This is a genomic window from Teichococcus aerofrigidensis, assembly GCF_054073225.1.
The window spans coordinates 1-22,119 of sequence record NZ_JBSXMU010000016.1 but is presented as its reverse complement, the minus strand read 5'-3'; the positions used below and the strand labels follow the sequence as shown (position 1 = coordinate 22,119).

Below are 22,119 nucleotides of genomic sequence, written 5' to 3'. Positions count from 1 at the left end.
CGCCCCGAAGTTCCGATTGGAACGATATGCCTCGTCGGCCTAGCCTGCCCCGACGCGGCGCCCCTGCCGTCTCCCGAGGAAACGCGCCATGACACACGACAAGAAAACGCTGCGCAGCCAGGCCTGGTTCGGCCGGCAGGACAAGATGGGCTTCTACTACCGCTCCTTCCTGAAGAACCGCGGCATTCCGCAGGACCAGTTCGAGGGCAGGCCGGTCATCGGCATCTGCAACACCTGGTCCGAGCTCAACCCCTGCAACAGCCACTTCCGCACCATCGCCGAGCATGTCCGCTACGGCGTGCTGGAGGCCGGCGGCTTCCCGCTGGAATTCCCCGTCTCCTCGCTGGGCGAGGTGACGATGCGCCCCACCGCCATGCTCTACCGCAACCTCGCGGCGATGGATGTGGAAGAGGGCATCCGCGCCCATCCGCTGGATGGCGTCGTGCTGCTGATGGGCTGCGACAAGACGACGCCCGCGCTGCTGATGGGCGCGGCCAGCGCCGACCTTCCCGCCATCGGCGTCTCCGGCGGGCCGCAGCTGCGCGGCGTCTATCAGGGCAGGATGATCGGCTCCGGCACCAGCATCATCTCGATGAGCGAGCAGCTGCGCGCCGGCGAGATCACGCTGAGGGAGTTCCATGAGGCCGAGGCGGGGATGAACCGCAGCCATGGTTCCTGCATGACCATGGGCACGGCCTCCTCCATGGCCTCGATGGTGGAGGCGCTGGGCATCGGCCTGCCGACCAACGCCGCCATCCCCGCCGTCGACGCCCGCCGCAACGAGCTGGCCCGCATGGCCGGCCGCCGCATCGTCGAGATGGTGGGAGAGGACCTGACACCCACGAGGATCCTGACGCGGGAGGCCTTCGAGAACGCCATCCGCACCCTGGCCGCCATCGGCGGCTCGACCAACGCGGTGGTGCATCTCATCGCCATCGCGCGGCGCATCGGCGTCGACCTGACGCTGGAGGATTTCGACCGGCTGGGCCGCGGCGTCCATTGCCAGGTGAACCTGATGCCCTCCGGCGAGTACCTGATGGAGGATTTCTACTACGCCGGCGGCCTGCCCGTGGTGCTGCGCGACCTGGGCGAGCAGGGCCTGCTGCACAAGGACGCGCTGACCGTCAACGGCCGGAGCATCTGGGACAACGTCAAGGACGCGCGCTGCTGGAACCGGGAGGTCATCACCACCCCGGAGCAGCCCTTCAAGCCCGATGCCGGCATCGCCATCCTGCGCGGCAACCTGGCGCCCGACGGCGCGGTGATCAAGCCGTCCGCCGCCTCGCCGCACCTGATGCGGCACACCGGCCGCGCCGTGGTCTTCGACAGCATCGAACACCTGCACCACGCGGTGAACGACGACAGCCTGGAGATCGACGCCGACTGCATCATGGTGCTGCAGAACTGCGGCCCCAAGGGCTATCCCGGCATGGCCGAGGTCGGCAACATGCCGCTGCCGCAGAAGCTGCTGCGCCAGGGGGTGCGCGACATGGTGCGGATCTCCGATGCCCGCATGTCCGGCACCGCCTATGGCACCGTGGTGCTGCATGTGGCGCCGGAGGCGGCGGCCGGCGGGCCGCTGGCCCTGGTGCGGACCGGCGATCTCATCACCCTCGACGTCAAGGCCGGCAGCCTGCACCTGCATGTGGACGAGGCCGAGTTGGCCGCCCGCCGCGCCGCCTGGGTGCCGCCGGCGCCGCATTTCGACAGGGGCTATACCCGGCTCTATGTCGATCACGTGCTTCAGGCGGACCAGGGCGCCGATTTCGACTTCCTGGTCGGCCGCAGCGGCTCGCCCGTGCCGCGTGACAATCACTGAAGGGAAGGAGACAAGACATGGCGCATCCGACGCTGTACCGGGGCGTGTTCCCGGTGGTGCCGACGATCTTCGACGAGCATGGCGCGCTGGACCTGGAGGGGCAGCGCCGCTGCCTCGACTTCATGATCGAGGCCGGCTCGGACGGGCTCTCGATCCTGGCGAACTTCTCCGAGCAGTTCCTGCTCGCCGATGAGGAGCGGGAGGTGCTGACCGAGGCCATCCTGCGCCACGTCGCGGGGCGGGTGCCGGTGATCGTCACCACCACGCACACCAGCCCGCGGATCTGCGCCGCGCGCAGCCGCCGCGCGCAGGAGCAGGGCGCGGCCATGGTGATGATCATGCCGCCCTATCACGGCGCCACCTTCCGCTTCGGCGAGGCGGCGATCTTCGACTTCTTCCGCACGGTGTCCGACGCGATCGAGATCCCGATCATGATCCAGGACGCGCCGGCCGCCGGCACGCCGCTGCCGCCGGGCTTCCTGGCGCGGATGGCGCGCGAGATCGCGCATGTCGCCTATTTCAAGATCGAGACGGCGGGCGCCGCCGCCAAGCTGCGGCAGCTCATCGCCGAGGGCGGCGAGGCGGTCGAGGGCCCCTGGGACGGCGAGGAGGCGATCACCCTGCTGGCCGACCTCGACGCCGGGGCCACGGGCAGCATGACCGGCGGCGGTTATCCGGACGGGCTGGTGCCGATCGTCCGCGACTATCTGGCCGGCAACCGGGAGGCGGCCAAGGCCGGATACCATCGCTGGCTGCCGCTGATCAACCACGAGAACCGGCAATGCGGGCTGCTGGCGGCCAAGGCGCTGATGCGGGAAGGCGGCATCATCGCCTGCGACGCACCGCGCGCACCTCTGCCGCCGCTGCATCCGGCGGCGCGCCAGGGGCTGATCGAGATCGCGCGCGATCTCGACGCGATGGCGCTGCGCTGGGGGAAGTAGGGCAGGCCTCCGGGGGGGCGCGGCTCCCCCGGACGCTTCCTGCGACCCTCAGGCGGTGACGTAGCCGAGCGCGCGGTCCGTCCGCCGCGCCGCCTCCGCCCGATCCTCCGGCCGGCCATAGCCGCCACCTCCCGAGGTCTCCAGCCGGATCACGTCGCCCTTCATCAGCCGCAGGTTGTTCACCTTGGAACCCAGCGGCCTGCGCTCGCCGTCGCGGATCAGCCAGAGCGCGCCGGCGCGGCCGGGCTCGCCGCCTTCCAGCCCGTAGGGGCGGAACCTGAAGCGCTCCAGGTTGGCGGTGAAGATCGCCTCCACGCTGTCGATGCGCCATTCGCGGAACAGGCCGAGCCCGCCGCGCTGCCGCCCCGCCCCGCCGGAATCCGGCAGCAGGCCGTAGCCCGTGAGCGTCAGCGGCAACTCGCTCTCGATCATCTCCACCGGGATGTTCGAGTTGTTGTGCATGCCGTAGGTGTAGCCGCTCAGCCCGTCCGTGTCGGCATGGGCACCGCTGCCGCCCACCTCGATCTCCACCAGCACGCCGCGCTCGCCATCCGCCCCGATGGTCTGGAAGGAGCAGACGTAGGAGACGCCGTAATAGGCCGCCGGCACGCGGTCCGGCACCGCCTGGTGTAGCGCGCCGAGCAGCGTGGTGGCGAGCCGGTGGCTGACCGCGACGCGGTTGGCGACGGGGGCCGGATGGCGCGCGTTGACGATGCTGCCCTCGGGCGCGATCACCGTGACGGGACGGTAGCAGCCGGCGGTGGGCGGAATCTCCTGATCGGCGATGGCCATCACCGCGTAGGAGACGGCCGAGCCCGAGGAGGCGAGGGTGGCATTGACCGGCCCCACCGCCTGCCGCCCGCAGCCGGAGAGGTCGATCACCATCTCCTCGCCCTTCACCTCCACCGCCGCGTGGATACGGATCGGTTCGGGATCGATGCCGTCGTCATCAAGGAAGTCCTCGAATTCATAGCGCCCGTCGGGGATGCGGCCGATCATGGCGCGCATCGCCCGCTCCGAGCCGTCGAGGATGCGGGCGCAGGCCTCGACCAGCGTCGCGGCGCCGACACGCCCCGCCAGCTTGCGAAGATTGGCCTCGCCCACGGAGAGCGAGGCGAGCTGCGCCTGAAGGTCGCCCCAGAGCATGTCCGGCCGGCGGACATTCTGCCGCATCATGGCCAGGACATCCTCGTTCAGCACCCCGCCCTTCACGAGCTTCAGCGGCGGGATGCGCAGCCCCTCCTGGAACACCTCCGTCGCGGCCGCGGCGTAGGAGCCCGCGGCCATGCCGCCCATGTCGAGATGGTGGCAGAGCGTGCCGACGATGGCGACGCGCCGGCCTTCCGCGTAGACCGGGCGGAAGGCCAGGATGTCGGGGATGTGCTGGCCGCCGCAATAGGGATCGTTGGTGATGACGACGTCGCCATCCTCCCACCCGTCCAGCGGCAGGAAGTCGCGCACCACGGTGAGCAGGCCGGTGCTCATCGAGTTGAGATGCTGCGGGATGCGCGCCGACTGGGCGACATTGTAGCCCTCCGCATCGAAGATCGCCGTCGAGTAGTCGAGCAGCTCGCGCACGATGGTCGAGCGGCTGGTCCGCCAGACCGTGACGTCCATCTCGGCCGCGGCGGCGGTCAGGGCGTTGCGCAGGATCTCCAGCGCCACAGGGTCGAGCGAGGGGCTCATCGGGCGGCCTCCGTGCCGGCGCGGCGGGCGATCAGCGTGGCCTCGGGCCCGGGCGCGCAGTCCCAGCCGGGGCCGAGATAGATGGTGGTGTACTCTTCCTCGATCAGCGCCGGGCCGGTGATGCGGCCGGTGAGCCGCTCGCGCTGATGCACCGGCACCTCCCGCCAGCCATCGCCGAGCCAGACGCGCCGGGCCTCGGGCGCGCGCTCGGCGCCGCGTCCGGGGGCGCGGCGTGCCTCGGCCCTGGCGAGCAGGCCGGTCGCGCTGAGGCGCAGCGCCACCAGTTCCACCGGCGCCTCGGGGTTGCTGTAGGAGAAGCGCTGCCGGTGCGCGGCGTGGAAGGCGGCCAGGAGCCGCTCCAGCGCCGCCGGCTCCGCCGCCGGCTCTTCCCAGGGGGTCACCAGCTCGAAGGCCTGGCCACGATAGCGCAGATCGGCGGCGACGGCGAGGCGCCGGTCCGCCGGTGCCACGCCATCGGCGTCGAGCAGCGCCGCGCCCTGCTGCCGCAGGGCATCGAGAAAGTCGCCGATGCGGGCCAGGCTTTCGGGCGCCGCCGGCATCACGCGGCTGCGCGCCACATCGTGCACGATGTCGGAATGCAGGATGCCGAAGGCCGAGAAGGTCGAGGCATCGGCGGGGAAGATCACCTCCGGAATGCCCAGCTCCTCGGCCACGGGGATGGCGTGCAGGCCGCCGGCGCCGCCGAAGGAGAGCAGGCTGAAGTCGCGCGGGTCGAGCCCCTTCTCGAACAGGCTGAGCCGGGCGGCGGCGGCGAGGTTGGTGTCGGTCACGGCCAGGATGCCGGCGGCGGCGGCCGGCGTCTCCAGCCCGAGCGGCGCGCCGACATGCTCGGCCACGGCGCGCGCGGAGGCCGCGGCGTCGAGCGGCATGGCCCCGCCCAGGAAGAAGCGTGGATCGAGCCGGCCGAGGGCGAGATTGGCATCGGTCACGGCGGGCTCGGTGCCGCCGCGCCCGTAGCAGGCGGGGCCGGGGCGCGAGCCGGCGCTGCGCGGGCCGACCTTCAGCCGCCCGGCCTCGTCCACCGAGGCGAGCGAGCCGCCGCCGGAGCCGATGGTGCGGATCTCGATCATCGGCAGGCGGACGGGCAGGTGGTCGATCTCGCCCTGGGTCATGCGCGTCACCGCGCCGTCGCGCACCACGCAGACATCGTAGCTGGTGCCGCCCATGTCGACGCCGAGCAGGTTCGGCCGCGCCAGCGCCTCGGCCATGCGCAGCGTCGCCAGGGCGCCGCCCGACGGGCCCGAGAGCAGCAGGCGGGCCGGCGGGAGCCCCGCCGCCGCGGCGCGGCGGCGGCCGGCGCGGCGCTGGGGGAGGGGCGGGGCGGGCAACTCGGCGAAGCCCTGGCCGGGCTGCCCGATGTGGCCGATCTCGGCGCGGCGCTGCGGCTGGCCGAGGCGCCTGGCGGCGAGGCCGCGCCGCGCCCATGACCGCGAAGGCGGCGCGGGGGCTGGACGTCCCCTTCGTCACGCGGCCCAATGCCCGACCGACATCACGAGGACACGTTCCATGATCCATGAACTGCGAATCTACCACTGCGTCTCCGGCCGTCTGCCGGCCCTGCTGAAGCGCTTCGAGACCATCACCCTCGGCATCTGGCAGAAGCACGGCATCCGCCAGGCGGGGTTCTGGACGGTGGCCATCGGCGATTCCAACCAGGATCTCTACTACCTGCTCGAATGGGAATCCCTGGCGGAGCGGGAGGCGAAGTGGAACGCCTTCCAGGCTGACCCGGAATGGATCGCGAAGCGGGCCGAGACGGAGCGCGACGGCGCCATCGTCGCCAGCATCAGCAACCTGATCCTGCAGCCGACAGGCTTCTCCTCGGTGCGGTGAGGGTTCAGCGGGACCGGCGGCGCGGCGCCGGGGCCGGCCGGCTGGCGGCCGCCGCGGCGTGCTCGTTGAGGATGCGGAGCGCGACCTGCGCCGCCTGCATCACATGCTCGCGGCAGGCCTGCCAGGTGCCCTCGCGGTCCCGCCGCTCGACGGCCTCGACGATGCGGCGGATCTCCGCGACGGTGTGCGGCAGGCGCGATGGATCGGACAGGGTGGTGGCCCTGAGCTGCGAATTGCGGTTCAGCAGTTGATCCAGCATCCGCGCCACGTAGGTGTTGCGGCAGCCGCGCAGCAGCACGTCGTAGAAGCGGCGCTTCAGGCCGAGCAGGACCATCCGGTCCGCGCCCGGCGGCGTGGCGGCGATCTCCTCGAAGACGGCGCGCAGCTCGGCGATCTCCTCGGTGGAGGCGCGCTCGGCGAAGCCCTGTCCCGCCAGCGCCTCCAGCACCGAGCGGACCTCGTAGACCTGGGTCGCCTCGGCGGCCGAGAGATAGGCGACGAAGGGGCCGCGGTTGGGCACGACGACGATCAGCCCCTCCGCCTCCAGCAGCCGGACCGCCTCGCGGATCACGCCGCGGCTGACGCCGAAGAGGTCGCAGAGCTTGCGGTCGGAGAGATGCTCGCCCGGCATGAAGCGGCTGGTGATGATGGCGTCGCGCAGGCGCTCCTCCACCTGGCGCCGCACCGGCTGTGGCGTGATCTGCAAAGAATCGTCCGGCATTCCAGTCCCGTATCCTTGCGGAAGCTCCCGCCGCCTCCGCCTTCCGCAATCTGGCGACGCGGGTGCGTGGCGTCCAGCGAAAGACCGGCGGCCGGATAGTATTCTCCATTATTGACAGACAATCATACAGCTATCTACATTCAGGTCATTGAAGGGAGATCACGATGTCCGAGAAAGATCTGTTCGAACGGGGCCTTGAGGTCCGCCGCGCCGTGCTCGGCGCCGAGTATGTCGATGGCAGCATCGCCCGCGCCGACGACTTCATGATGGCGTTCCAGAACATCACCACGGAGTGGTGCTGGGGCTATGCCTGGACCCGGCCCGGACTCGACCGCAAGCAGCGCTCGATGCTGAACCTCGCCATGCTGACCGCGCTCGGCAAGACGCCGGAGATCAAACTGCATGTGAAGGGCGCGCTGGCCAATGGCCTGACCGTCGAGGAGATCAAGGAGATCCTGCTGCACGCCACGGTCTACTGCGGCATCCCGGCCGGGCTCGATGCCTTCAAGGCGGCGCATGAGGTGCTGGTCAAGGAAGGCGCGCTGACCGGCGAGCCGGCGAAGAAGTGAGCACCCCCGTGCAGGGCGGCGCGCCGCATCGCGTCGCCTTCATCGGCATCGGCAATATGGGCTGGCCGATGGCCGCCCGGCTGGTGGGCGCCGGCTTCCAGGTCGTTGCCTGCGACGTGGCGGCGGAGCGCGCGGCGCGCTTCGCCCAGGAGGTCGGCGGCGAGGCGGCGGCGGACGCGGCGGCCGCCGTGCGCGGCGCCGATGCCGTCATCACCATCCTCCCCACCTCGAAGCATGTCGGCGAGGCCGTCGCGGCGATGCGCGACGCGCTCGCGCCCGGCGCGCTGGTGATCGAGATGAGTTCCGGCGTGCCGACGGCGACGCGCGGCTTCGCCGAGGCGCTGGCGGGGCGGGGCGTCGCGATGATCGACGCCCCGGTCTCGGGCGGCGTGCCACGTGCCGTCAGCGGCGAGCTGGCCATCATGATCGGCGGCGCGGAGGCCGAGGTGAAGCGCGCGGAGCCGTTGCTGCGTGCCATGGGCACGACGCTGACCCATGTCGGCGGCGTCGGCGCCGGCCAGGCGATGAAGGCGCTGAACAACCTGATGGGCGCGGCGGGCTTCCTGATCGGCGTCGAGGCGCTGCTGATCGGCCAGCGCTTCGGCCTCGACCCGGCGCAGATGGTCGATGTGCTGAACAACTCCACCGGCATGAACAACAGCACGCAGAAGAAGTTCAAGCAGTTCGTGCTGTCGCGCCGCTTCGATGCCGGCTTCGGGCTGGAACTGATGGCGAAGGATGTCTCCGTGGCGCTGGAAGTGGCGCGCGACACGGCGACGCCGGCGCCCTTCTCGGCGCTGTGCCGGGAGATGTGGGCCAGCGCGGTGAAGCTGCTGGGGCCGGGGATGGACCACACGGCCATGGCGCAGTTCTCCGAGCGCCTGGCCGGCGAGGCCCTGGGCGGCGGCAACCGCCCGGACTGAGGCGGCGGAGTCGGGAGGGCGATCCCCCCGCCTCCCTCCCGTCACTGGCCTCCCGTCACCGGCGCGGCGGCTCCGCGCCATCGGCGTCGATGACCGCCTGCATCTCCGCGCGGTCGACGGCGATCCGCACGCCGGCACGCTCCAGCTCCAGCAGCATGGCGGAGCGGGAATCCCGGTGGCCCCAGCCCCGGTTCAGCGCCTCCGTCATCTCCTCCAGCGTCAGCGCGGCGAAGCGCATCGGCACGCCGACCTCGCGTCCCAGCGCGCAGGCCAGAGACACGTCCTTGTGCGCGAGCCGCAGCTGGAAGGCGGGCGGGTCGTAGCTGTTGGGCAGGAACTGCTCGGTGACGCCGTCATAGGTGCGGCGGCGGCCGTGCACGCCCTGGCGGATGGCGGCGTAGAGCGCCAGCGGCTCCAGCCCGGCCTTGGCACCCATGGCGAAGACCTCGGCCATGATGGCGTTCAGCGCATAGCCGGAGAGGTTGTGCGCCAGCTTGGCGATGCTGCCGGCGCCGATGTCGCCGACCAGGATGGCGCGGTCGCCCATCGCGTCCAGCAGCGGGCGCACGCGGTCAAAAATGTCCCTGTCGCCACCGACGAAGAAGGCGAGCTTGCGGGTGGCGGCGCCGCGCGGGCCGCCGCTGATCGGCGCGTCGAGCACATGCAGCCCGCGCGCCGCCGCCGCCGCGTGCAGCGCCCGCACGGCGGACACGGCGTTGGTGGAGATATCGACGATGACGCCATCCGGCGCCATCGTGGCGATCAGCTCGGCTCCCACCGCCTCGACCTCCTTCGGGCCGGGCAGGGAGGTGAAGACGACCTCGCAGGCGGCGCCGAGGTCGCGCGCCGTCGCGGCCCAGCCCGCGCCGCCTTCCTCCAGCTTCGCCGCCGCCTCGCGCCGCATGTCGTGGACGACAAGCTCGACGCCCGGCGCGCGGGCGAGATTGGCGGCCATGCTGGCACCCATGGTGCCAAGCCCGATGAACCCGACCTTCATGCCGTGGGTCCGCCGCGCTTCTCCAGCACCTCGGTCAGCACCTGCGCCGCCGACATCGCCGCGGGCCAGCCGGCGTAGAAGGCGAGATGCGTGATGGCGCCGGCGATCTCCTCCTGTGTCACGCCGTTGTCGAGGGCGCGGCCGATATGCACGCTGAGCTGCTCGGGCCGGTAGGTGGCGGCAAGGGCCGCCACCGTCACCAGGCTGCGGTCGCGCTTGGAGAGATCGGTGCGTTCCCAGAGATCGCTGTAGACCACGCCCTCCGTGTAGGCGACCAGCGCCGGCACCGTCTTGCGCACGCGGTCGCGCTGCGCGGATTGCGGGATGGGCTTGCTCATTCCTGGCACTCCTGGCGTCGCCGGCCGCCTTCCGCGTCCGGTCGGTTTCGTCCCGGACCGGAGCTTATGGCCCCTGGAGGCGTCCGGCAATGCTTCGTAAGATTGACAGACAAAATCGGGGTGGGCTACCGGCAATGCACCGGCCGAGGCGGGCGGCCCTCGGGCTTGCCCGACGAAGAAGCCTCGACGACACAGGAAGGAGATTGTCCATGCGACGCAGGTTCTGGATCGCGACGGTCCTGGCGCTGTGCTGCGGCCGCGGCGCCGTGGCGCAGGAATTCCCGGCCCGCACCGTCACCATGATCGTGCCCTCCGCCCCCGGCGGCACGCTCGATGCGCTGGGCCGGCTGATGGCGCAGGGCATGGCGGAGAACCTCGGCCAGAACGTGGTCGTCGAGAATGTCAGCGGCGCCGGCAGCATCGTCGGCATGCAGCGCCTGGTGCGCTCGGCGCCCGATGGCTACACCATCGGCTTCGGCAACCTGGGCTCGCTGGCCGCGAATGTCGCGATCACGAAGGAGCTGGGCTTCGACCCCCGCAAGGACCTGACGCCGATCGGCATCGTCGCCAATGTGCCGATGGTGATCGCGGCCAGCAACAAGTCGGGCGCGCGGGATCTCGGCACGCTGCTGGCGCGCATCCGCGAGCGCGGCGACGGCGTGACCTTCGGCACGCCCGGCACCGGCACCACCGGCCATCTGGCGCCCGCCTATCTGCTGTCGCTGACCCGGCTGCAGGCGACCCTGGTGCCCTATCGCGGCGCCGGCCCGGCGATGAGCGACCTGGCCTCCGGCACGGTGGACGCGGTGATCGACCAGACAGTGACGATGATCCCCGCCCATCGGGGCGGCACCGCCCGGGCCCTGGCCGTGACCGGCAGCCGGCGCCTGGCGCAGCTGCCCGATGTGCCCACCTTCGCCGAGGCCGGCGTGCCCGAGTTCGACATGGTGATCTGGAACGCCATCGTCGGGCCCAGGGACATCCCGGCTCCGGCGGCGCGGCGCCTGGGGGAGGCCGTCGAGGCGGCGCTGGCCAGTCCGGCCGCGGCCAGCCGCTTCGCCGAGCTGGCGACGACCGCCCCGGCGCCGGAGGAGCGGGGTCCCGAGGTGCTGCGGCGGCGCATCGCGGCCGATGTCGAGCGCTGGATCCAGGTGGTGAAGGACGCCGGCATCACGCCGCAGTAGAGCGTGATCGCCTGAGGTGGCTTCACCGAAAGGCGTGACTCACGCGATCGAGCTCATGACACAGCGCGTTTGCCGTGAGCCGGTGCGAACGGAGAACGCGATGGGCGCCGGGCTTCCTACCAGGGCAGGTCGATCCAGGAGAGGTGGCCGCCCTTGCCGGCGCCGGTGTCGAGGAAGACGGCGCGCCCCCCCGCGGCGGAGACGGCGACGAAGGGGCGGCCGTTCAGGCTGCGAAGCTCGTGGCCGCAATAGACGGTGATGCCCGAGGGGATGCGGTGCACCCAGTTGTGCAGCCGCTCGGGATAGCCGTCCTCCCGCGTCCGGCTTGTCACCTGGCCGAACAGGGCGCGCGGGACCAGCCCTTCCGGCTTCGCCGAGCCGGCATCGGGCGGCGAGGGCTCGCGCAGCATGCGCGGATGAAAGCCACCATGGACGAAGAGCCAGGGGCCGAGACGGATCCAGGCCGGGGCGGCGGCGATGGCCGCGAGCGCCCGCTGCTTCAGCGCCGCGCCGTCCGGGGCCGCCTCGAGCTGCGCCAGGGTGACGCCGAGCCCCTCGGGGTCGGGCCGGACCATGGCGCCGGCCAGCGCGCGGCGCAGCTTGTGGTCGTGATTGCCGAGGATGAAGAGGCCCTGCCCGCTGTCCAGCAGGTCGAAGGCCATGCGCAGCGTGGCGGGATTGTCCGGCCCCCGGTCGGTCAGGTCGCCGAGCTGCAGCACGAAGAGCCGCTTCTCGGCCGCGCCCTCGATGGCGCTGGCGAAGGCGCGGGCGTCGCCATGCACGTCGCCCACCACGCGCAGCCCCCTGAAGTCGTGCTTGAGCCGGGTCAGCAGGGCGAAGGACGGTCCGGTCATCTCCCCGCCTTCAACGAACGAAGCGCCGCCAGGGCGCGCGCGCGCCCGCTCTCGTGATCCACCACCGGCGCCGGATAGGTCTCGCCCAGGCGCAGCCCGGCCTGCTCCAGCACCGCCGCCGGGGCCTGCCAGGGGCGGTGCAGCCACCGTGACGGCAGCTTCGCCAGTTCCGGGACGAAGTCCCGCACATAGCTGCCCTCGGGGTCGAACTTCTCGCCCTGCAGCACGGGGTTGAAGACGCGGAAATAGGGCGAGGCATCGCTGCCGCAGCCGGCGATCCACTGCCAGTTGGCGCTGTTGTTGGCGAGGTCGGCATCGACCAGCGTGTCCCAGAACCACGCCTCGCCCTCCCACCAGGGCTGCAGCAGGTGCTTCACCAGCAGGCTGCCGGCGATCATCCGCACGCGGTTGTGCATCCAGCCATGCTTCCAGAGCTGGCGCATCCCGGCATCGACGATGGGATAGCCGGTTAGCCCCCGTTGCCAGGCGCGCAGCAGGCGGCGGTCGGGCTCGTAGGGGAAGTCGCGGTAGGCCGCGCGCAACGGCTGCTCCGGCATCTCGGGGCGGTGCCAGAGCAGGCTGTGGTTGAAGTCCCGCCAGAGGATCTCGCGCAGGAAGGTGTCGGCCGCTCCGGCGGGGGCGCCGCCGCCGCGCGTGGCGTGCCAGAGCCGGCGGGGCGAGATCTCGCCCCAGTGCAGGTGGGGGGAGAGGCGGGAGGAGCCGTCCTCGCCCGGCCGGTCGCGGCCCCGGGCGTAGTCGGGCAGGCCGTCCTCCAGGAATTCGCGCAGCCGTGCCTCGGCGCCGGCCTCGCCGGGCGTCCAGTATTCGGGGAAGGCGGCGGCCCAGTCTCCCTCGCGCCGCGGCGGCAGCAGGCCGAGCCGCTCCAGCGCCAGGCCCTTCGGTGGCCGGGCGGGACCGCGCAGCCGGTCCGGGGCCGGCAGGGGCGGCGGCGGCTCGCCCAGGGCCAGGGCCGCGCGGGCGAAGGGGGTGTAGACGGAATAGGGCCTGCCCTGGCCGGTGCGCAGCCGATCGGGCGGCAGCAGGGTGGCGCCGGGATGCCGGTTCAGGCTCTGGCCCTGCCGGGCCAGGGCCGCCTCCACCGCCGCCTCCTGTGCGCGCGCCCAGGGGGCGATGCCGGCACTGACCGCGATGGAGGCGGCGCCGGTTTCCTCGGCCAGCCGGGGCAGGAGCCGCGCCGCCTCGCCCTGGAGCAGCAGCAGCGGCACGCCAAGGTCGCGGTAGGCGGCGGAGAGCGCGGCCAGGGAGTGGTGCAGCCACCAGCGCGCCGCGCCACCCGGCGCCCAGCGGCCGGCCGCCGCCTCGTCCAGAACATAAACCGGCAGCACCTGCCCTTCCGCGGCGGCGGCCAGGGCCGGATGGTCGGCCAGCCGCAGGTCGTGCCGCAGCCACAGGAGGGAAAGGGGCTCGCTCATGCGATGGATGTGGGTTCGGGCGCCGGCATGGCCATGGCCGCCGCCAGATGCCGCATCGGCCCCACCGCCGCGCTGAACAGCCGTTCGCGCCCCAGCAGGAAGGCGCGGCCGCCGCGCGGGAAGAGCGCGGCGATGGGCGGGGCGGTGATGGCGAGCCCGCCGGTATAGGCGCCGAAGGCCGGCAGCAGCACGCGCCGCGCATCGGCCAGGAAGCAGGGCCGCGTCACCGGGCCGCAGCGCGTCGGCATGCTGGCCTTGGGGTGAAAATGGCCGCTCAGCTCGAAGCCGGCGCCGCTGCCCGGCACGCCCTGGTGGCGAAACACCAGCGGGCCGAGCCGGAATTCCTCCACCGCCTCGCCCGGCAGGCCGGCCGGCGCCACGGGATCGTGGTTGCCCAGCACCCAGCACACCTGCCGCCCGGCCAGCAGGGCGCCGAGCGCCGCGCGGTCGGCCGTGGCCAGGCGGCCGGCGCCGGCCGCGTCATGGAAGGAATCGCCCAGGAAGACGATCTGCTCCGGCGCGTAGCGGCGCAACGGCGCGGCCAGCCGCGCCAGGGTCTCGCGCGTGTCATAGGGCGGCAGCATCTGGCCCCGCATGGCGAAGTGGCTGCCCTTCTCGAGGTGCAGATCGGCGACGGCGAGCAGCTTGCGGGCGGGCCAGAACAGCACCCCGGCGGGATCGAGGGCCAGGCGCTCGCCGGCGAGGTGGAAGGGCGCGGAAATCATTGCTTCAACTGCGTTACCGGAGGGCGGGGCGGGCGGGAAGGGGGTTCTTCACACGGCGCCGTGGCGCAGGCGGTGGCTGGCGCGGCGCGCCGGGCGGGGGCGGCGCGTGCGGGGCGGGTGCGGTTCCGGCGCTGGCGGATAGAGCATCTCCAGGCCCAGGCTGCCGGTGAAGTGGTCGGCGCCGTCGGTGGCCTCCTCGACCAGCGCCTCGGCCTCGGCCAGCAGCGCGTCCTCGGCGCTGCCGGAGACCCATTCGCGACCCTCCTCGATCAGCGCCGGCACCGCCAGCGGCGAGACGCGGTCGAGCGCGACGTGGCGGATGCGCCCGCGCACCCGCGCCAGCAGCGCGCCGATGCGGCCGACATCGGTCAGGCCCGCCGCCGCCTCGGCCCGCGTGGCGCGCAGCAGGATGTGGTCGGGCTCGTGCCGGCGCAGCACGTCGTAGATCAGGTCGGCCGACATGGTCATCTGCCGGCCGGACTTCTCCTGCCCGGGATGGTTCTTCTCCAGCAGCCCGGCGATGGTGGCGATGTTGCGGAAGGTCCGGCGCAGCATGGAGCTGTCGGCCATCCATTCCTCCAGCTCCTCGCCCAGCAGATCCTCGGCGAAGAGATGGTCGAGGTCGGTGGGCGGGAAGGCCGACCAGGTGGCGATGACATAGTCGGTGGCCAGGAAGCCGAGCGGCGCCTGGCCCATCCGTTCCATCCGCCGCGTCAGCAGCATGCCGAGCGTCTGATGCGCCAGCCGCCCCTCGAAGGCATAGGCGACGAGGAACCAGCGCCCCTCGCGCGGGAAGGTCTCGACCAGCAGCCCCTCGCGATCCGGCAGCTCGGAGGCATGGCGCTGCAGCCGCAGCCACTCCCGCACCGGCTCGGGCAGGGCGCGCCATTGCCGCGGATCGGCCAGGATGGCGCGCACGCGCCGGGCCAGATGGGTCGAGAGCGGCATCCGGCTGCCGGCATAGGCGGGCACGCGCGGCTCGCCCTCGCCACCCGGCGAGACGACGACGGCCATGGGCTCCAGCCGCTCGTAGCGCAGCAGCCGGCCGGCGAAGACGAAGCACTGGCCCGGCTCCAGGGTCGAGACGAACCATTCCTCCACCTCGCCCAGGACCGGGCCGCCACGCAGCTTCACCTTCATCAGCGGCGTCTCGACGATGGTGCCGAGGTTCATGCGGAACTGCCGCACCACATGGCCGTTGCGCGGGTGCAGCCGGCCCTCGCTGTCGCGGAACAGCTTGCGGAACCGCTCATAGCCGGCGAGCGCGTAGCCGCCATCCTCCACGAAGCGCAGCGTGTCGTCGAAATCGCGGCGGGAGAGGGCGGCATAGGGCGCGGCGCGCGTCACCTCGGCGAAGAGCTCGTCCGGGTGGAAGGGGCCGTGGCAGGCCATGGCCAGCATGTGCTGCGCCAGCACGTCGAGCCCCCCGGGGCGCGGCGGATCGCCATCCACCTCGCCCGCCGCCACGGCCTGGATGGCGGCGCGGCATTCGATCACCTCGAACCGGTTGGCCGGCACCAGCAGGGCGGAGGAGGCCTCGTCCATGCGGTGATTGGCGCGGCCGACCCGTTGCAGCAGCCGCGCCACGCCCTTGGGCGCGCCGACCTGGATCACCTGGTCCACCGCGCCCCAGTCGATGCCGAGATCGAGCGAGGCGGTGGCGACCACGGCGCGCAGCCGCCCCGAGGCCATGGCGGCCTCGACCTTGCGGCGCTGCTCGATGGTGAGCGAGCCGTGGTGGAGCGCGATCGGCAGGTTGTCGTCGTTCAGCTTCCACAGCGCCTGGAAACAGAGTTCGGCCTGGGCGCGGGTGTTGACGAAGACGATGCTGACCGCCGCCCGGCGCAGCCGCTCATAGACATCGGGCATCGAGGCCAGGCCCATATGCCCGCCCCAGGGCAGCTTGCCGGCGGGCAGGATGACATCGAGCGCCGGCGCCGCGCCGCCCGTGGCGCGGACCTGCGCCACGGACCCCGCGCGCGCATCCGGCGCCAGCCAGGCGGCGATGGCCTCCGGATGCGCCACCGTGGCGGAGAGGCCGACACGGCAGGAGCCGGGCGCCAGGGCCGAGAGGCGGGAGAGGCAGAGGGCCAGCTGGTCGCCCCGCTTGGTGCCGGCCAGCGCGTGCACCTCATCCACCACCACCCGCCTGAGCCCGCCGAAGAAGGCCGCCGCATCCGGCAGGGATAGCAGCAGGGTCAGGCTTTCGGGCGTGGTCAGCAGGATCTGCGGCGGGGCCTGCCGCTGCCGGGCGCGGCGATTGGCCGGGGTGTCGCCGGTCCGGGTCTCGACCGTGATGGTGAGGCCCATCTCCTCGATCGGCGCCAGGAGGTTGCGCGCGATGTCCACCGCCAGCGCCTTCAGCGGCGAGATGTAGAGGGTGTGCAGCCGCTCCCCCGCATCGGCCCCGGCCAGTTCGATCAGGCTGGGCAGGAAGCCGGCCAGCGTCTTGCCGCCGCCGGTCGGCGCGACCAGCAGGGCGGAGCGGCCCTGGCGCGCCGCCTCCAGCATCGCCAGCTGGTGCGGGCGGGGCCGCCAGCCGCGGGCGGTGAACCAGCGGGCGAAGGGTTCCGGCAATGTTCCCATGGAGACGCCCGGTATGGCGCCACGGCGCGGCTCTGCCAAGCTTGGCCGTTCAGCGGGGCTACTGCAACGCGCCCCAGCGCTCCACGGCCGGTTCGGCGATGGCCCATTTCCAGCCCTCCGACTGCCGGCAGACGGTGGTGACGAAGATCCCGGCGGGCGGGCCCTCGGGGGTTTCGCCCGCCAGGGTGAACAGCGCCTCGCGGCATTGCGCCAGGGGCGTGTCGAGCAGCCGGACCAGCCGCACCGTTCCCTCGGCGTCCTTGTAGCCGAAGGGCAGGCCATGCCCGGCCTTCCAAGGCCGGACCTCCTCCGGCCCGAGGTCGCCGATGACGGCGGCGATGGCGTCCTGCTCGTCCTGCTGGAGGCCGCGCATCCAGCTCGCCACCATGGCGTCCGTCGCCACCCGCACGCCGAGGCCGACCGCGTAGCCGACGGCCACATTGGTGGTCACGGCGCCGGTCACCAGGCCGCTGGCGCCACCGGCGATGCCGCCGGCGATCTCGCAGCCGCCGAGCAGCGGCAGGGCGAGCAGTAGGGCGCCGGCGCGGAGCGCCAGCCTCATTGCAGGGAGCCCCACCGCTCCGTGGCAGGCTCGGCGCTGGCCCATTTCCAGCGTTCGCCCTGGCGGCAGATGATGGCGGTGTAGAAGTCCTTCTCCGGCGACGGCGCGGCGGCCACTCCGGGGCCGGCCGGCGGTTGCGGCGCGATGGGAGGCACGGCGCTGGCCTGCACCTCGGCCGGCGGCGGCTGGCGCTGGACGGAGAAGACGATCTCGCGGCAGGCCAGCCCCAGGGCGCCGATCTCGCGGCTGACCGTGACCTCGCCCTGGTGGTTGTCGGCGATCGGGATGGCGTGGCTGACCGACCAGCTCGCCACCGCCCCCATGCGGAGCGGCCCGGCCGCCGCCGCGATGCTGTCCTGCTCGGCACGCTGCATCCGCCGCTGCGTGTACTGCAGCCCGGCCCGCGCCACGGTCTGCACGCCGAGGCCGATACCGGCGGCGACCGCGCCATTGTCGGTCACGGCCTTGGAGATCCCGGCGCCGGCGAGACCGGCGAGATCGGCCGTGCCCTCCGTCAGCAGGGCATTGCAACCGGGCAGCAGAAGCAGCCCCAACAGCAGCACGCGCTTCACGGCCCGGCGCCTCCGTGGATTCCCGATCGTTCCGGCATAGCCGTTCGGCCTTCGCGGGTCGAGCCGCCGGCTCCGAAGGCCCGGCTCAGACCGGCGCGATGCGCACCGCGGCGATGATCACCACGGCCTGGGCATAGGGGTATTCGTCCGTCATGGTCAGGCTGATCTGGGCACCGAAGCCCTGCGGCGTGATGGCGTCCAGCCGCTTCGCCGCGCCGCCGGTCAGGCGCAGCGAGGGCTGCCCGGAGGAGAGGTTGACCACGCCGAGGTCGCGCCAGAAGACGCCCTGGCGGAATCCGGTGCCGAGCGCCTTGGCGGCCGCCTCCTTGGCCGCGAAGCGCTTGGCGTAGGTGGCGGCGCGCAGCTTCTCGGTGCGGCTCTCGGCCTTCCGCCGCTCCAGCGGGGTGAAGACGCGCTCCAGGAAGCGCGCGCCGTAGCGTTCGATGGACCGCTCGATGCGGCGGATGTCGACGATGTCGTTGCCGAGGCCGATGATCATCCCGGTGGCTTACCGCCGGCGGCGCGCGGCGTCATCCCTTGCTGCGCTCGACCTGGATGATGCCCGGGCAGGCGCGCAGGGAGGCGACGATGTTGGACAGGTGCCGCAGGTCGCTGACCTCCAGATCCACCACCAGCTCGGCGAAGTCGGTGCCGCGATGGGTGAAGCGCAGGTTGTGCAGCTTGCCGCTCTGCTTGGCGATGGCCACCGTCATGGCGGCCACGGCGGCGTCCTCATTGGCGGTGACGACATCGATGCGGCCGAGATGCCCGCCCCCCGAGCCCGCCTCGTAGTCCCAGTCCACGTCGATGAAGCGCTCCGGCGTCGCCGCCAGGGCCTCGAGGTTGTGGCAGTCGCTCTTGTGGATGGTCACGCCTTTGCCGGTGGAGACGATGCCGACGATGCGGTCGCCCGGCACCGGATGGCAGCAGCCCGCGAACTGCACCGCCATGCCGGCGATCAGCCCGGTGATGCCCGAGGCGGCCTCGCGCCGCCGCTCGGTGCGCATGACGGTGGCGCCGGGCTTGCCGCGGGCGCGGGCCAGCGGCAGGTGGTCCATCGGCCGGGGCGGGCCGCGCAGCTCGGGGATGGCGGCGTGCAGCACCTCCCGTGCGCCGAGATTGCCGTTGCCGACGGCGGCGCAGAGATCCTCGAAGCTGGTGTATTTCAGCGCCTTCAGCGCCGGCTCCACCAGCTTCTCGGCGAAGTCGAGGCCCTCCTGGCGGAAGGCCTTGGCGATGGCGCTGCGGCCCTGCTCCTGGAACTCGCTGCGCTGCCGGGCGAGGGCGAAGCGCTTGATCCGCGCCTTGGCCTTGCCGGTGACGACAAAGCGCTCCCAGGCCGGGTTGGGCGTGCCGCCGCGCGCGGTGATGATCTCGACCTGGTCGCCATTCTCGAGCTGGTGCCGGAGCGGCACGATGCGGCCGTTGATCTTGGCGCCGACGCAGGCGTCGCCCACCTGGCTATGCACCTGGTAGGCGAAGTCGATCGGCGTCGCGCCGCGCGGCAGGGCGATCAGGTCACCCTTGGGCGTGAAGCAGAAGACCTGGTCCTGGTGCAGGGCGAGCTTGGTATGCTCCAGAAAGTCCTGCGGCTCGGCGGCCGTCTCCAGGATCTCCAGCAGCTCCTTGACCCAGGGGTAGCGCCGGCGCTTCGGCCCCTCCGACGCCCCGCCGCCGCCCTGCTTGTACATCCAGTGCGCGGCCACGCCGTACTCGGCGATCTCGTGCATCTCCGGCGTGCGGATCTGCACCTCGATCTTGGCGTTGCGCCGCTCCGGCACGGTGACGCCGGTGTGCAGCGACTGGTAGCCATTGGGCTTGGGTGTCGAGATGTAGTCCTTGAACCGCCCGGGGACCACGCGATAGGCCGAGTGGATGGCGCCCAGCGCGGCGTAGCAGTTCGCCTTGTCCGTCGTGACGATGCGGAAGGCCATGATGTCCGAGAGCTGCTCGAACTCGACCTTCTTCTCGTGCATCTTCAGCCAGATCGAGTAGGGCGACTTCTCGCGCCCCGTCACCTCGATGACCGGGATGCCGGCCTCCTTCAGCTTCGCCCGCAGGTCGGCCGCGACATCGTCGATCAGGTCGGCGCCCTGGCCGCGCAGGAAGGCGAGGCGGGCGGTGATGGTCTGGTAGGCATCGGGCTGCAATTCGCGGAAGGAGAGGGACTGCAGCTCGGTCTTGACCGCGTCCATGCCGATCCGCTCGGCCAGCGGCGCGTAGATCTCCATCGTCTCGCGGGCGATGCGGGCGCGGCTCTCGGGCTTCGGCTTGAAGTGCAGCGTCCGCATGTTGTGCAGGCGGTCGGCGAGCTTGACCAGCAGCACGCGGATATCCTCGCTCATGGCGAGGACGAGCTTGCGGAAGTTCTCGGCCTGCTTGGTGCGCTCGGATTGCAGCTCCAGGCGGGTCAGCTTGGTGACGCCGTCCACCAGCCGGGCGATGTCGCCGCCAAAGCGCCGCTCCAGCTCGGCGAGCGAGATGGTGGTATCCTCCACCACGTCATGCAGCAGGGCGGTGGCGATGGTGGCGGTGTCGAGCCGGTAGCTGGCCAGGATGCCGGCAACGGCGAGAGGATGGGTGATATAGGGCTCGCCATTCTCCCGCGCCTGCGAGGCATGGGCGGTGGCGGCCATGTTGTAGGCCGCCTCCAGCAGCGCCACATCGGCGCGCGGGTCATAGGCCGCGACGCGGCGGGCGAGCTCGGATCCCGGCGTCTCGATGACCGGCTCGGCGGGAGGTGCCACCGTTCCGTTCGGAACCGGGGCAGACGACACCGGGGCAGACGACACCGGGGCAGACGGCACCGGGGCGACGCCCATGGCGGGGCCCGGCAACCCCTCGGGTGCGCGCGGCGACGGGTCGTGCGGGAGCCCGTCCGCCGGTTTCAAGCGCGCCCCCGGCTCAGCGGCGCCCGCCGCCCAGCTCGGCGGCGATGGCCGCCTCGATGTCATCCGGCGAGAGATCCTCGCCGCCGGCCTCCGGCAGGGGCTCGTCGTTCACATCCATGACGCCGAAGATGTTCTCGTCGGTGGCGATGAGGTCGATCACCTCCTCCTCCACCGGCTCCGGCTCCGGCGCCCGCAGCAGGGACTTCACCAGGTCCTCGTGCAGCGAGTCGAGCGGCACGGTCTCGTCGGCGATCTCGCGCAGCGCGACGACGGGGTTCTTGTCGTTGTCGCGATCGAGCGTCAGCTCCTCGCCCCGGCTGATGTTGCGGGCGCGCTGGGCGGCGAGCAGAACCAGCTCGAAGCGGTTCGGAATCTTCAGGATGCAGTCTTCGACCGTGACGCGGGCCATGGGGCGGCCTCCAACTCAATACTGTGCTGAACCCCCGAGATAACCACCGCACCCGCGAAAGGCAAGTGTTCCGGCGGACCTACAGCCGACGCATGCCGGCCTCCGGCAGGCCGGAGAGCAGGGCCGCGACGCCCTGGCCGAGCGCCGGATGCACCCATTCCGGCGCCACCTCCGCGAGCGGTTGCAGCACGAAGCGGCGCAGATGCGCGCGCGGATGCGGCAGGAGCGGGTCCGGCCCCCGCCGCACCGTCCCGTTCAGGTCGATGATGTCGAGATCGAGCGTGCGGGGCGCGTTGGGATAGGGCCGCTCCCGCCCCGCTTCCCGCTCCAGCCCCTGCAGCGCGCGCAGCAGGGCGTCCGGCTCCGGCGCCCCCTCGCAGCGGGCGACGCCGTTCACGTACCACGGCGCGCCCGGCAGCGGCGGCTCCGGCGCGGTCTCCCACCAGCCGGAGAGGGCGACGAGGCGGAGGCCCGCCAGCCCGTCCAGCGCCGCGGCGGCGGCGCGGCAGGTGGCGAGCGGCGCCGCGCCGTCCGGGCCGGGCAGGTTGGCGCCGAGCGCGATCAGGATCATGGGACCTGTCCGGCGGGGTCGGCGGGCGCGAAGTCGGGCGCGGCGCGCAGCGCCTCCGGCGTGTCGAAGTCGCGCAGCACGGCGTCCTCCAGCTCCACCTCGGCGACCTGCTCGGCATGCGCGATCAGCAGGCGGCGGGCGCCCGCGTCGCCGGTCAGGCGCTGCATCTCGGGCAGGAAGCGGCGGGCCCAGAGCACCGGGTTGCCCTGCTGCCCGGCATGGGTCGGCAGCACGATGGCGCGGCCCTCCTCGGGATCGAAGGCCTCGATCAGCCGGTCGAGCATGGCGGTGGTGACCAGCGGCATGTCGCCCAGGCAGACCAGCACGCCCTCCGCCGCCTCCGGCACGGCGGCGAGTCCGGCCCTGAGCGAGGCCGAAAGCCCCGCGGCATAGTCCGGCGCCGCCACCAGGCGCACCGCGCAGCCCGCCAGCGCCGCCTCCACCCGCTCCCGCTCATGGCCGGTGACGACGATCACCGGCCCGG

Annotated in this window: 22 protein-coding genes; 6 read left to right on the top strand and 16 right to left on the bottom strand. The window is 72.3% G+C overall.

Annotation, left to right across the window (positions count from 1 at the left end; genetic code table 11):
- Positions 1-88: 88 nt before the first annotated feature.
- The gene (locus ACVMLK_RS06060; RefSeq protein WP_457485885.1) at positions 89-1,819 is read left to right on the top strand and encodes an IlvD/Edd family dehydratase; all 1,731 of its coding nucleotides are present in this window, start codon (positions 89-91) and stop codon (positions 1,817-1,819) included.
- Between the two features lie 17 nt (positions 1,820-1,836).
- Positions 1,837-2,760 carry a dihydrodipicolinate synthase family protein gene (locus tag ACVMLK_RS06055; RefSeq protein ID WP_422925347.1) on the top strand — a complete coding sequence of 308 codons (924 nt, stop codon included), beginning with the start codon at positions 1,837-1,839 and terminating at the stop codon, positions 2,758-2,760.
- A 48-nt stretch (positions 2,761-2,808) separates the two neighbouring features.
- On the opposite strand, the gene ACVMLK_RS06050 is transcribed toward ACVMLK_RS06055, so the two are convergent.
- Both ACVMLK_RS06050 and ACVMLK_RS06045 read right to left on the bottom strand, forming a co-directional pair.
- Positions 2,809-4,446 (bottom strand): hydantoinase B/oxoprolinase family protein, encoded by a 1,638-nt coding sequence (locus tag ACVMLK_RS06050; protein ID WP_457485884.1) that lies wholly within the window; start codon positions 4,444-4,446, stop codon positions 2,809-2,811.
- Positions 4,443-5,795 carry a hydantoinase/oxoprolinase family protein gene (locus ACVMLK_RS06045; protein ID WP_457485883.1) on the bottom strand — a complete coding sequence of 451 codons (1,353 nt, stop codon included), beginning with the start codon at positions 5,793-5,795 and terminating at the stop codon, positions 4,443-4,445. Before ACVMLK_RS06045 ends, ACVMLK_RS06050 begins: the two co-directional genes overlap by 4 nt.
- Positions 5,796-5,973: 178 nt before the next feature.
- Here ACVMLK_RS06045 and ACVMLK_RS06040 point away from each other — a divergent pair, with 178 nt between their 5' ends.
- Complete coding sequence (locus ACVMLK_RS06040) at positions 5,974-6,300, top strand: NIPSNAP family protein (RefSeq protein WP_198364692.1); 327 nt, start codon at positions 5,974-5,976, stop codon at positions 6,298-6,300.
- 4 nt (positions 6,301-6,304) lie between these two features.
- Here ACVMLK_RS06040 and ACVMLK_RS06035 read toward each other — a convergent pair whose 3' ends face one another.
- Positions 6,305-7,021: a GntR family transcriptional regulator gene (locus tag ACVMLK_RS06035; protein ID WP_457485882.1), complete on the bottom strand. Its 717-nt coding sequence runs from the start codon at positions 7,019-7,021 to the stop codon at positions 6,305-6,307.
- Between the two features lie 164 nt (positions 7,022-7,185).
- Here ACVMLK_RS06035 and ACVMLK_RS06030 point away from each other — a divergent pair, with 164 nt between their 5' ends.
- Positions 7,186-7,590 (top strand): carboxymuconolactone decarboxylase family protein, encoded by a 405-nt coding sequence (locus tag ACVMLK_RS06030; protein ID WP_198364694.1) that lies wholly within the window; start codon positions 7,186-7,188, stop codon positions 7,588-7,590.
- Positions 7,587-8,513, top strand: coding sequence for an NAD(P)-dependent oxidoreductase (locus ACVMLK_RS06025; RefSeq protein WP_457485881.1), 927 nt, complete (start codon positions 7,587-7,589; stop codon positions 8,511-8,513). The genes ACVMLK_RS06030 and ACVMLK_RS06025 overlap by 4 nt, the downstream gene beginning before the upstream one ends.
- A gap of 55 nt (positions 8,514-8,568) precedes the next feature.
- Here the strand turns inward: ACVMLK_RS06025 and ACVMLK_RS06020 are convergent, their stop codons facing one another.
- Positions 8,569-9,510, bottom strand: coding sequence for an NAD(P)-dependent oxidoreductase (locus ACVMLK_RS06020; protein WP_457485880.1), 942 nt, complete (start codon positions 9,508-9,510; stop codon positions 8,569-8,571).
- On the bottom strand, positions 9,507-9,848 hold the full coding sequence (locus tag ACVMLK_RS06015) for a carboxymuconolactone decarboxylase family protein (protein WP_198364696.1): 342 nt from the start codon (positions 9,846-9,848) through the stop codon (positions 9,507-9,509). Before ACVMLK_RS06015 ends, ACVMLK_RS06020 begins: the two co-directional genes overlap by 4 nt.
- Before the next feature lie 209 nt (positions 9,849-10,057).
- On the opposite strand from ACVMLK_RS06015, the gene ACVMLK_RS06010 reads away from it, so the two are divergent.
- Positions 10,058-11,032, top strand: coding sequence for a Bug family tripartite tricarboxylate transporter substrate binding protein (locus ACVMLK_RS06010; RefSeq protein ID WP_457485879.1), 975 nt, complete (start codon positions 10,058-10,060; stop codon positions 11,030-11,032).
- Between the two features lie 116 nt (positions 11,033-11,148).
- On the opposite strand, the gene ACVMLK_RS06005 is transcribed toward ACVMLK_RS06010, so the two are convergent.
- The 11 genes from ACVMLK_RS06005 to ACVMLK_RS05955 form a co-directional block, all read right to left on the bottom strand.
- Positions 11,149-11,886, bottom strand: a complete 738-nt coding sequence (locus ACVMLK_RS06005; RefSeq protein ID WP_198364698.1) for a metallophosphoesterase — start codon at positions 11,884-11,886, stop codon at positions 11,149-11,151.
- Positions 11,883-13,319 carry a cryptochrome/photolyase family protein gene (locus ACVMLK_RS06000; RefSeq protein ID WP_457485878.1) on the bottom strand — a complete coding sequence of 479 codons (1,437 nt, stop codon included), beginning with the start codon at positions 13,317-13,319 and terminating at the stop codon, positions 11,883-11,885. The genes ACVMLK_RS06005 and ACVMLK_RS06000 overlap by 4 nt, the downstream gene beginning before the upstream one ends.
- Positions 13,316-14,044, bottom strand: a complete 729-nt coding sequence (gene pdeM, locus ACVMLK_RS05995; protein ID WP_198364700.1) for a ligase-associated DNA damage response endonuclease PdeM — start codon at positions 14,042-14,044, stop codon at positions 13,316-13,318. Before pdeM ends, ACVMLK_RS06000 begins: the two co-directional genes overlap by 4 nt.
- Before the next feature lie 48 nt (positions 14,045-14,092).
- Positions 14,093-16,630 carry a ligase-associated DNA damage response DEXH box helicase gene (locus ACVMLK_RS05990; RefSeq protein ID WP_457485877.1) on the bottom strand — a complete coding sequence of 846 codons (2,538 nt, stop codon included), beginning with the start codon at positions 16,628-16,630 and terminating at the stop codon, positions 14,093-14,095.
- 58 nt (positions 16,631-16,688) lie between these two features.
- The gene (locus ACVMLK_RS05985; RefSeq protein ID WP_198364702.1) at positions 16,689-17,192 is read right to left on the bottom strand and encodes a hypothetical protein; all 504 of its coding nucleotides are present in this window, start codon (positions 17,190-17,192) and stop codon (positions 16,689-16,691) included.
- Positions 17,189-17,764 carry a hypothetical protein gene (locus tag ACVMLK_RS05980; protein ID WP_370591910.1) on the bottom strand — a complete coding sequence of 192 codons (576 nt, stop codon included), beginning with the start codon at positions 17,762-17,764 and terminating at the stop codon, positions 17,189-17,191. The genes ACVMLK_RS05985 and ACVMLK_RS05980 overlap by 4 nt, the downstream gene beginning before the upstream one ends.
- An 85-nt stretch (positions 17,765-17,849) precedes the next feature.
- Positions 17,850-18,263: a holo-ACP synthase gene (gene acpS / locus ACVMLK_RS05975; RefSeq protein WP_198364703.1), complete on the bottom strand. Its 414-nt coding sequence runs from the start codon at positions 18,261-18,263 to the stop codon at positions 17,850-17,852.
- A 31-nt stretch (positions 18,264-18,294) separates the two neighbouring features.
- A complete protein-coding gene (locus ACVMLK_RS05970) occupies positions 18,295-20,586 on the bottom strand; it encodes a RelA/SpoT family protein (protein WP_457485876.1) in 2,292 nt (763 codons plus the stop codon).
- A gap of 82 nt (positions 20,587-20,668) precedes the next feature.
- The gene (rpoZ, locus tag ACVMLK_RS05965) at positions 20,669-21,064 is read right to left on the bottom strand and encodes a DNA-directed RNA polymerase subunit omega (RefSeq protein ID WP_198364705.1); all 396 of its coding nucleotides are present in this window, start codon (positions 21,062-21,064) and stop codon (positions 20,669-20,671) included.
- A gap of 79 nt (positions 21,065-21,143) precedes the next feature.
- The gene (folK, locus tag ACVMLK_RS05960) at positions 21,144-21,635 is read right to left on the bottom strand and encodes a 2-amino-4-hydroxy-6-hydroxymethyldihydropteridine diphosphokinase (RefSeq protein ID WP_422924430.1); all 492 of its coding nucleotides are present in this window, start codon (positions 21,633-21,635) and stop codon (positions 21,144-21,146) included.
- The coding region (locus ACVMLK_RS05955; protein WP_457485875.1) for a nucleotidyltransferase family protein at positions 21,632-22,119 on the bottom strand (488 nt) is incomplete at its 5' end. The genes ACVMLK_RS05955 and folK, both read right to left, overlap by 4 nt.

What these genes read in the sequence shown, in the direction of transcription:
- ACVMLK_RS06015 (WP_198364696.1), bottom strand. Translation starts at nt 9,848, where the DNA reads ATGAGCAAGCCCATCCCGCAATCCGCGCAGCGCGACCGCGTGCGCAAG.
- ACVMLK_RS06020 (WP_457485880.1), bottom strand. Translation starts at nt 9,510, where the DNA reads ATGAAGGTCGGGTTCATCGGGCTTGGCACCATGGGTGCCAGCATGGCC.
- ACVMLK_RS05985 (WP_198364702.1), bottom strand. Translation starts at nt 17,192, where the DNA reads ATGAGGCTGGCGCTCCGCGCCGGCGCCCTACTGCTCGCCCTGCCGCTG.
- acpS (WP_198364703.1), bottom strand. Translation starts at nt 18,263, where the DNA reads ATGATCATCGGCCTCGGCAACGACATCGTCGACATCCGCCGCATCGAG.
- ACVMLK_RS06000 (WP_457485878.1), bottom strand. Translation starts at nt 13,319, where the DNA reads ATGAGCGAGCCCCTTTCCCTCCTGTGGCTGCGGCACGACCTGCGGCTG.
- ACVMLK_RS06060 (WP_457485885.1), top strand. Translation starts at nt 89, where the DNA reads ATGACACACGACAAGAAAACGCTGCGCAGCCAGGCCTGGTTCGGCCGG.
- ACVMLK_RS05970 (WP_457485876.1), bottom strand. Translation starts at nt 20,586, where the DNA reads ATGGGCGTCGCCCCGGTGCCGTCTGCCCCGGTGTCGTCTGCCCCGGTG.
- ACVMLK_RS06035 (WP_457485882.1), bottom strand. Translation starts at nt 7,021, where the DNA reads ATGCCGGACGATTCTTTGCAGATCACGCCACAGCCGGTGCGGCGCCAG.
- ACVMLK_RS06055 (WP_422925347.1), top strand. Translation starts at nt 1,837, where the DNA reads ATGGCGCATCCGACGCTGTACCGGGGCGTGTTCCCGGTGGTGCCGACG.
- ACVMLK_RS06005 (WP_198364698.1), bottom strand. Translation starts at nt 11,886, where the DNA reads ATGACCGGACCGTCCTTCGCCCTGCTGACCCGGCTCAAGCACGACTTC.
- ACVMLK_RS06040 (WP_198364692.1), top strand. Translation starts at nt 5,974, where the DNA reads ATGATCCATGAACTGCGAATCTACCACTGCGTCTCCGGCCGTCTGCCG.
- ACVMLK_RS06030 (WP_198364694.1), top strand. Translation starts at nt 7,186, where the DNA reads ATGTCCGAGAAAGATCTGTTCGAACGGGGCCTTGAGGTCCGCCGCGCC.
- rpoZ (WP_198364705.1), bottom strand. Translation starts at nt 21,064, where the DNA reads ATGGCCCGCGTCACGGTCGAAGACTGCATCCTGAAGATTCCGAACCGC.
- ACVMLK_RS06050 (WP_457485884.1), bottom strand. Translation starts at nt 4,446, where the DNA reads ATGAGCCCCTCGCTCGACCCTGTGGCGCTGGAGATCCTGCGCAACGCC.
- ACVMLK_RS05990 (WP_457485877.1), bottom strand. Translation starts at nt 16,630, where the DNA reads ATGGGAACATTGCCGGAACCCTTCGCCCGCTGGTTCACCGCCCGCGGC.
- pdeM (WP_198364700.1), bottom strand. Translation starts at nt 14,044, where the DNA reads ATGATTTCCGCGCCCTTCCACCTCGCCGGCGAGCGCCTGGCCCTCGAT.
- ACVMLK_RS06010 (WP_457485879.1), top strand. Translation starts at nt 10,058, where the DNA reads ATGCGACGCAGGTTCTGGATCGCGACGGTCCTGGCGCTGTGCTGCGGC.
- folK (WP_422924430.1), bottom strand. Translation starts at nt 21,635, where the DNA reads ATGATCCTGATCGCGCTCGGCGCCAACCTGCCCGGCCCGGACGGCGCG.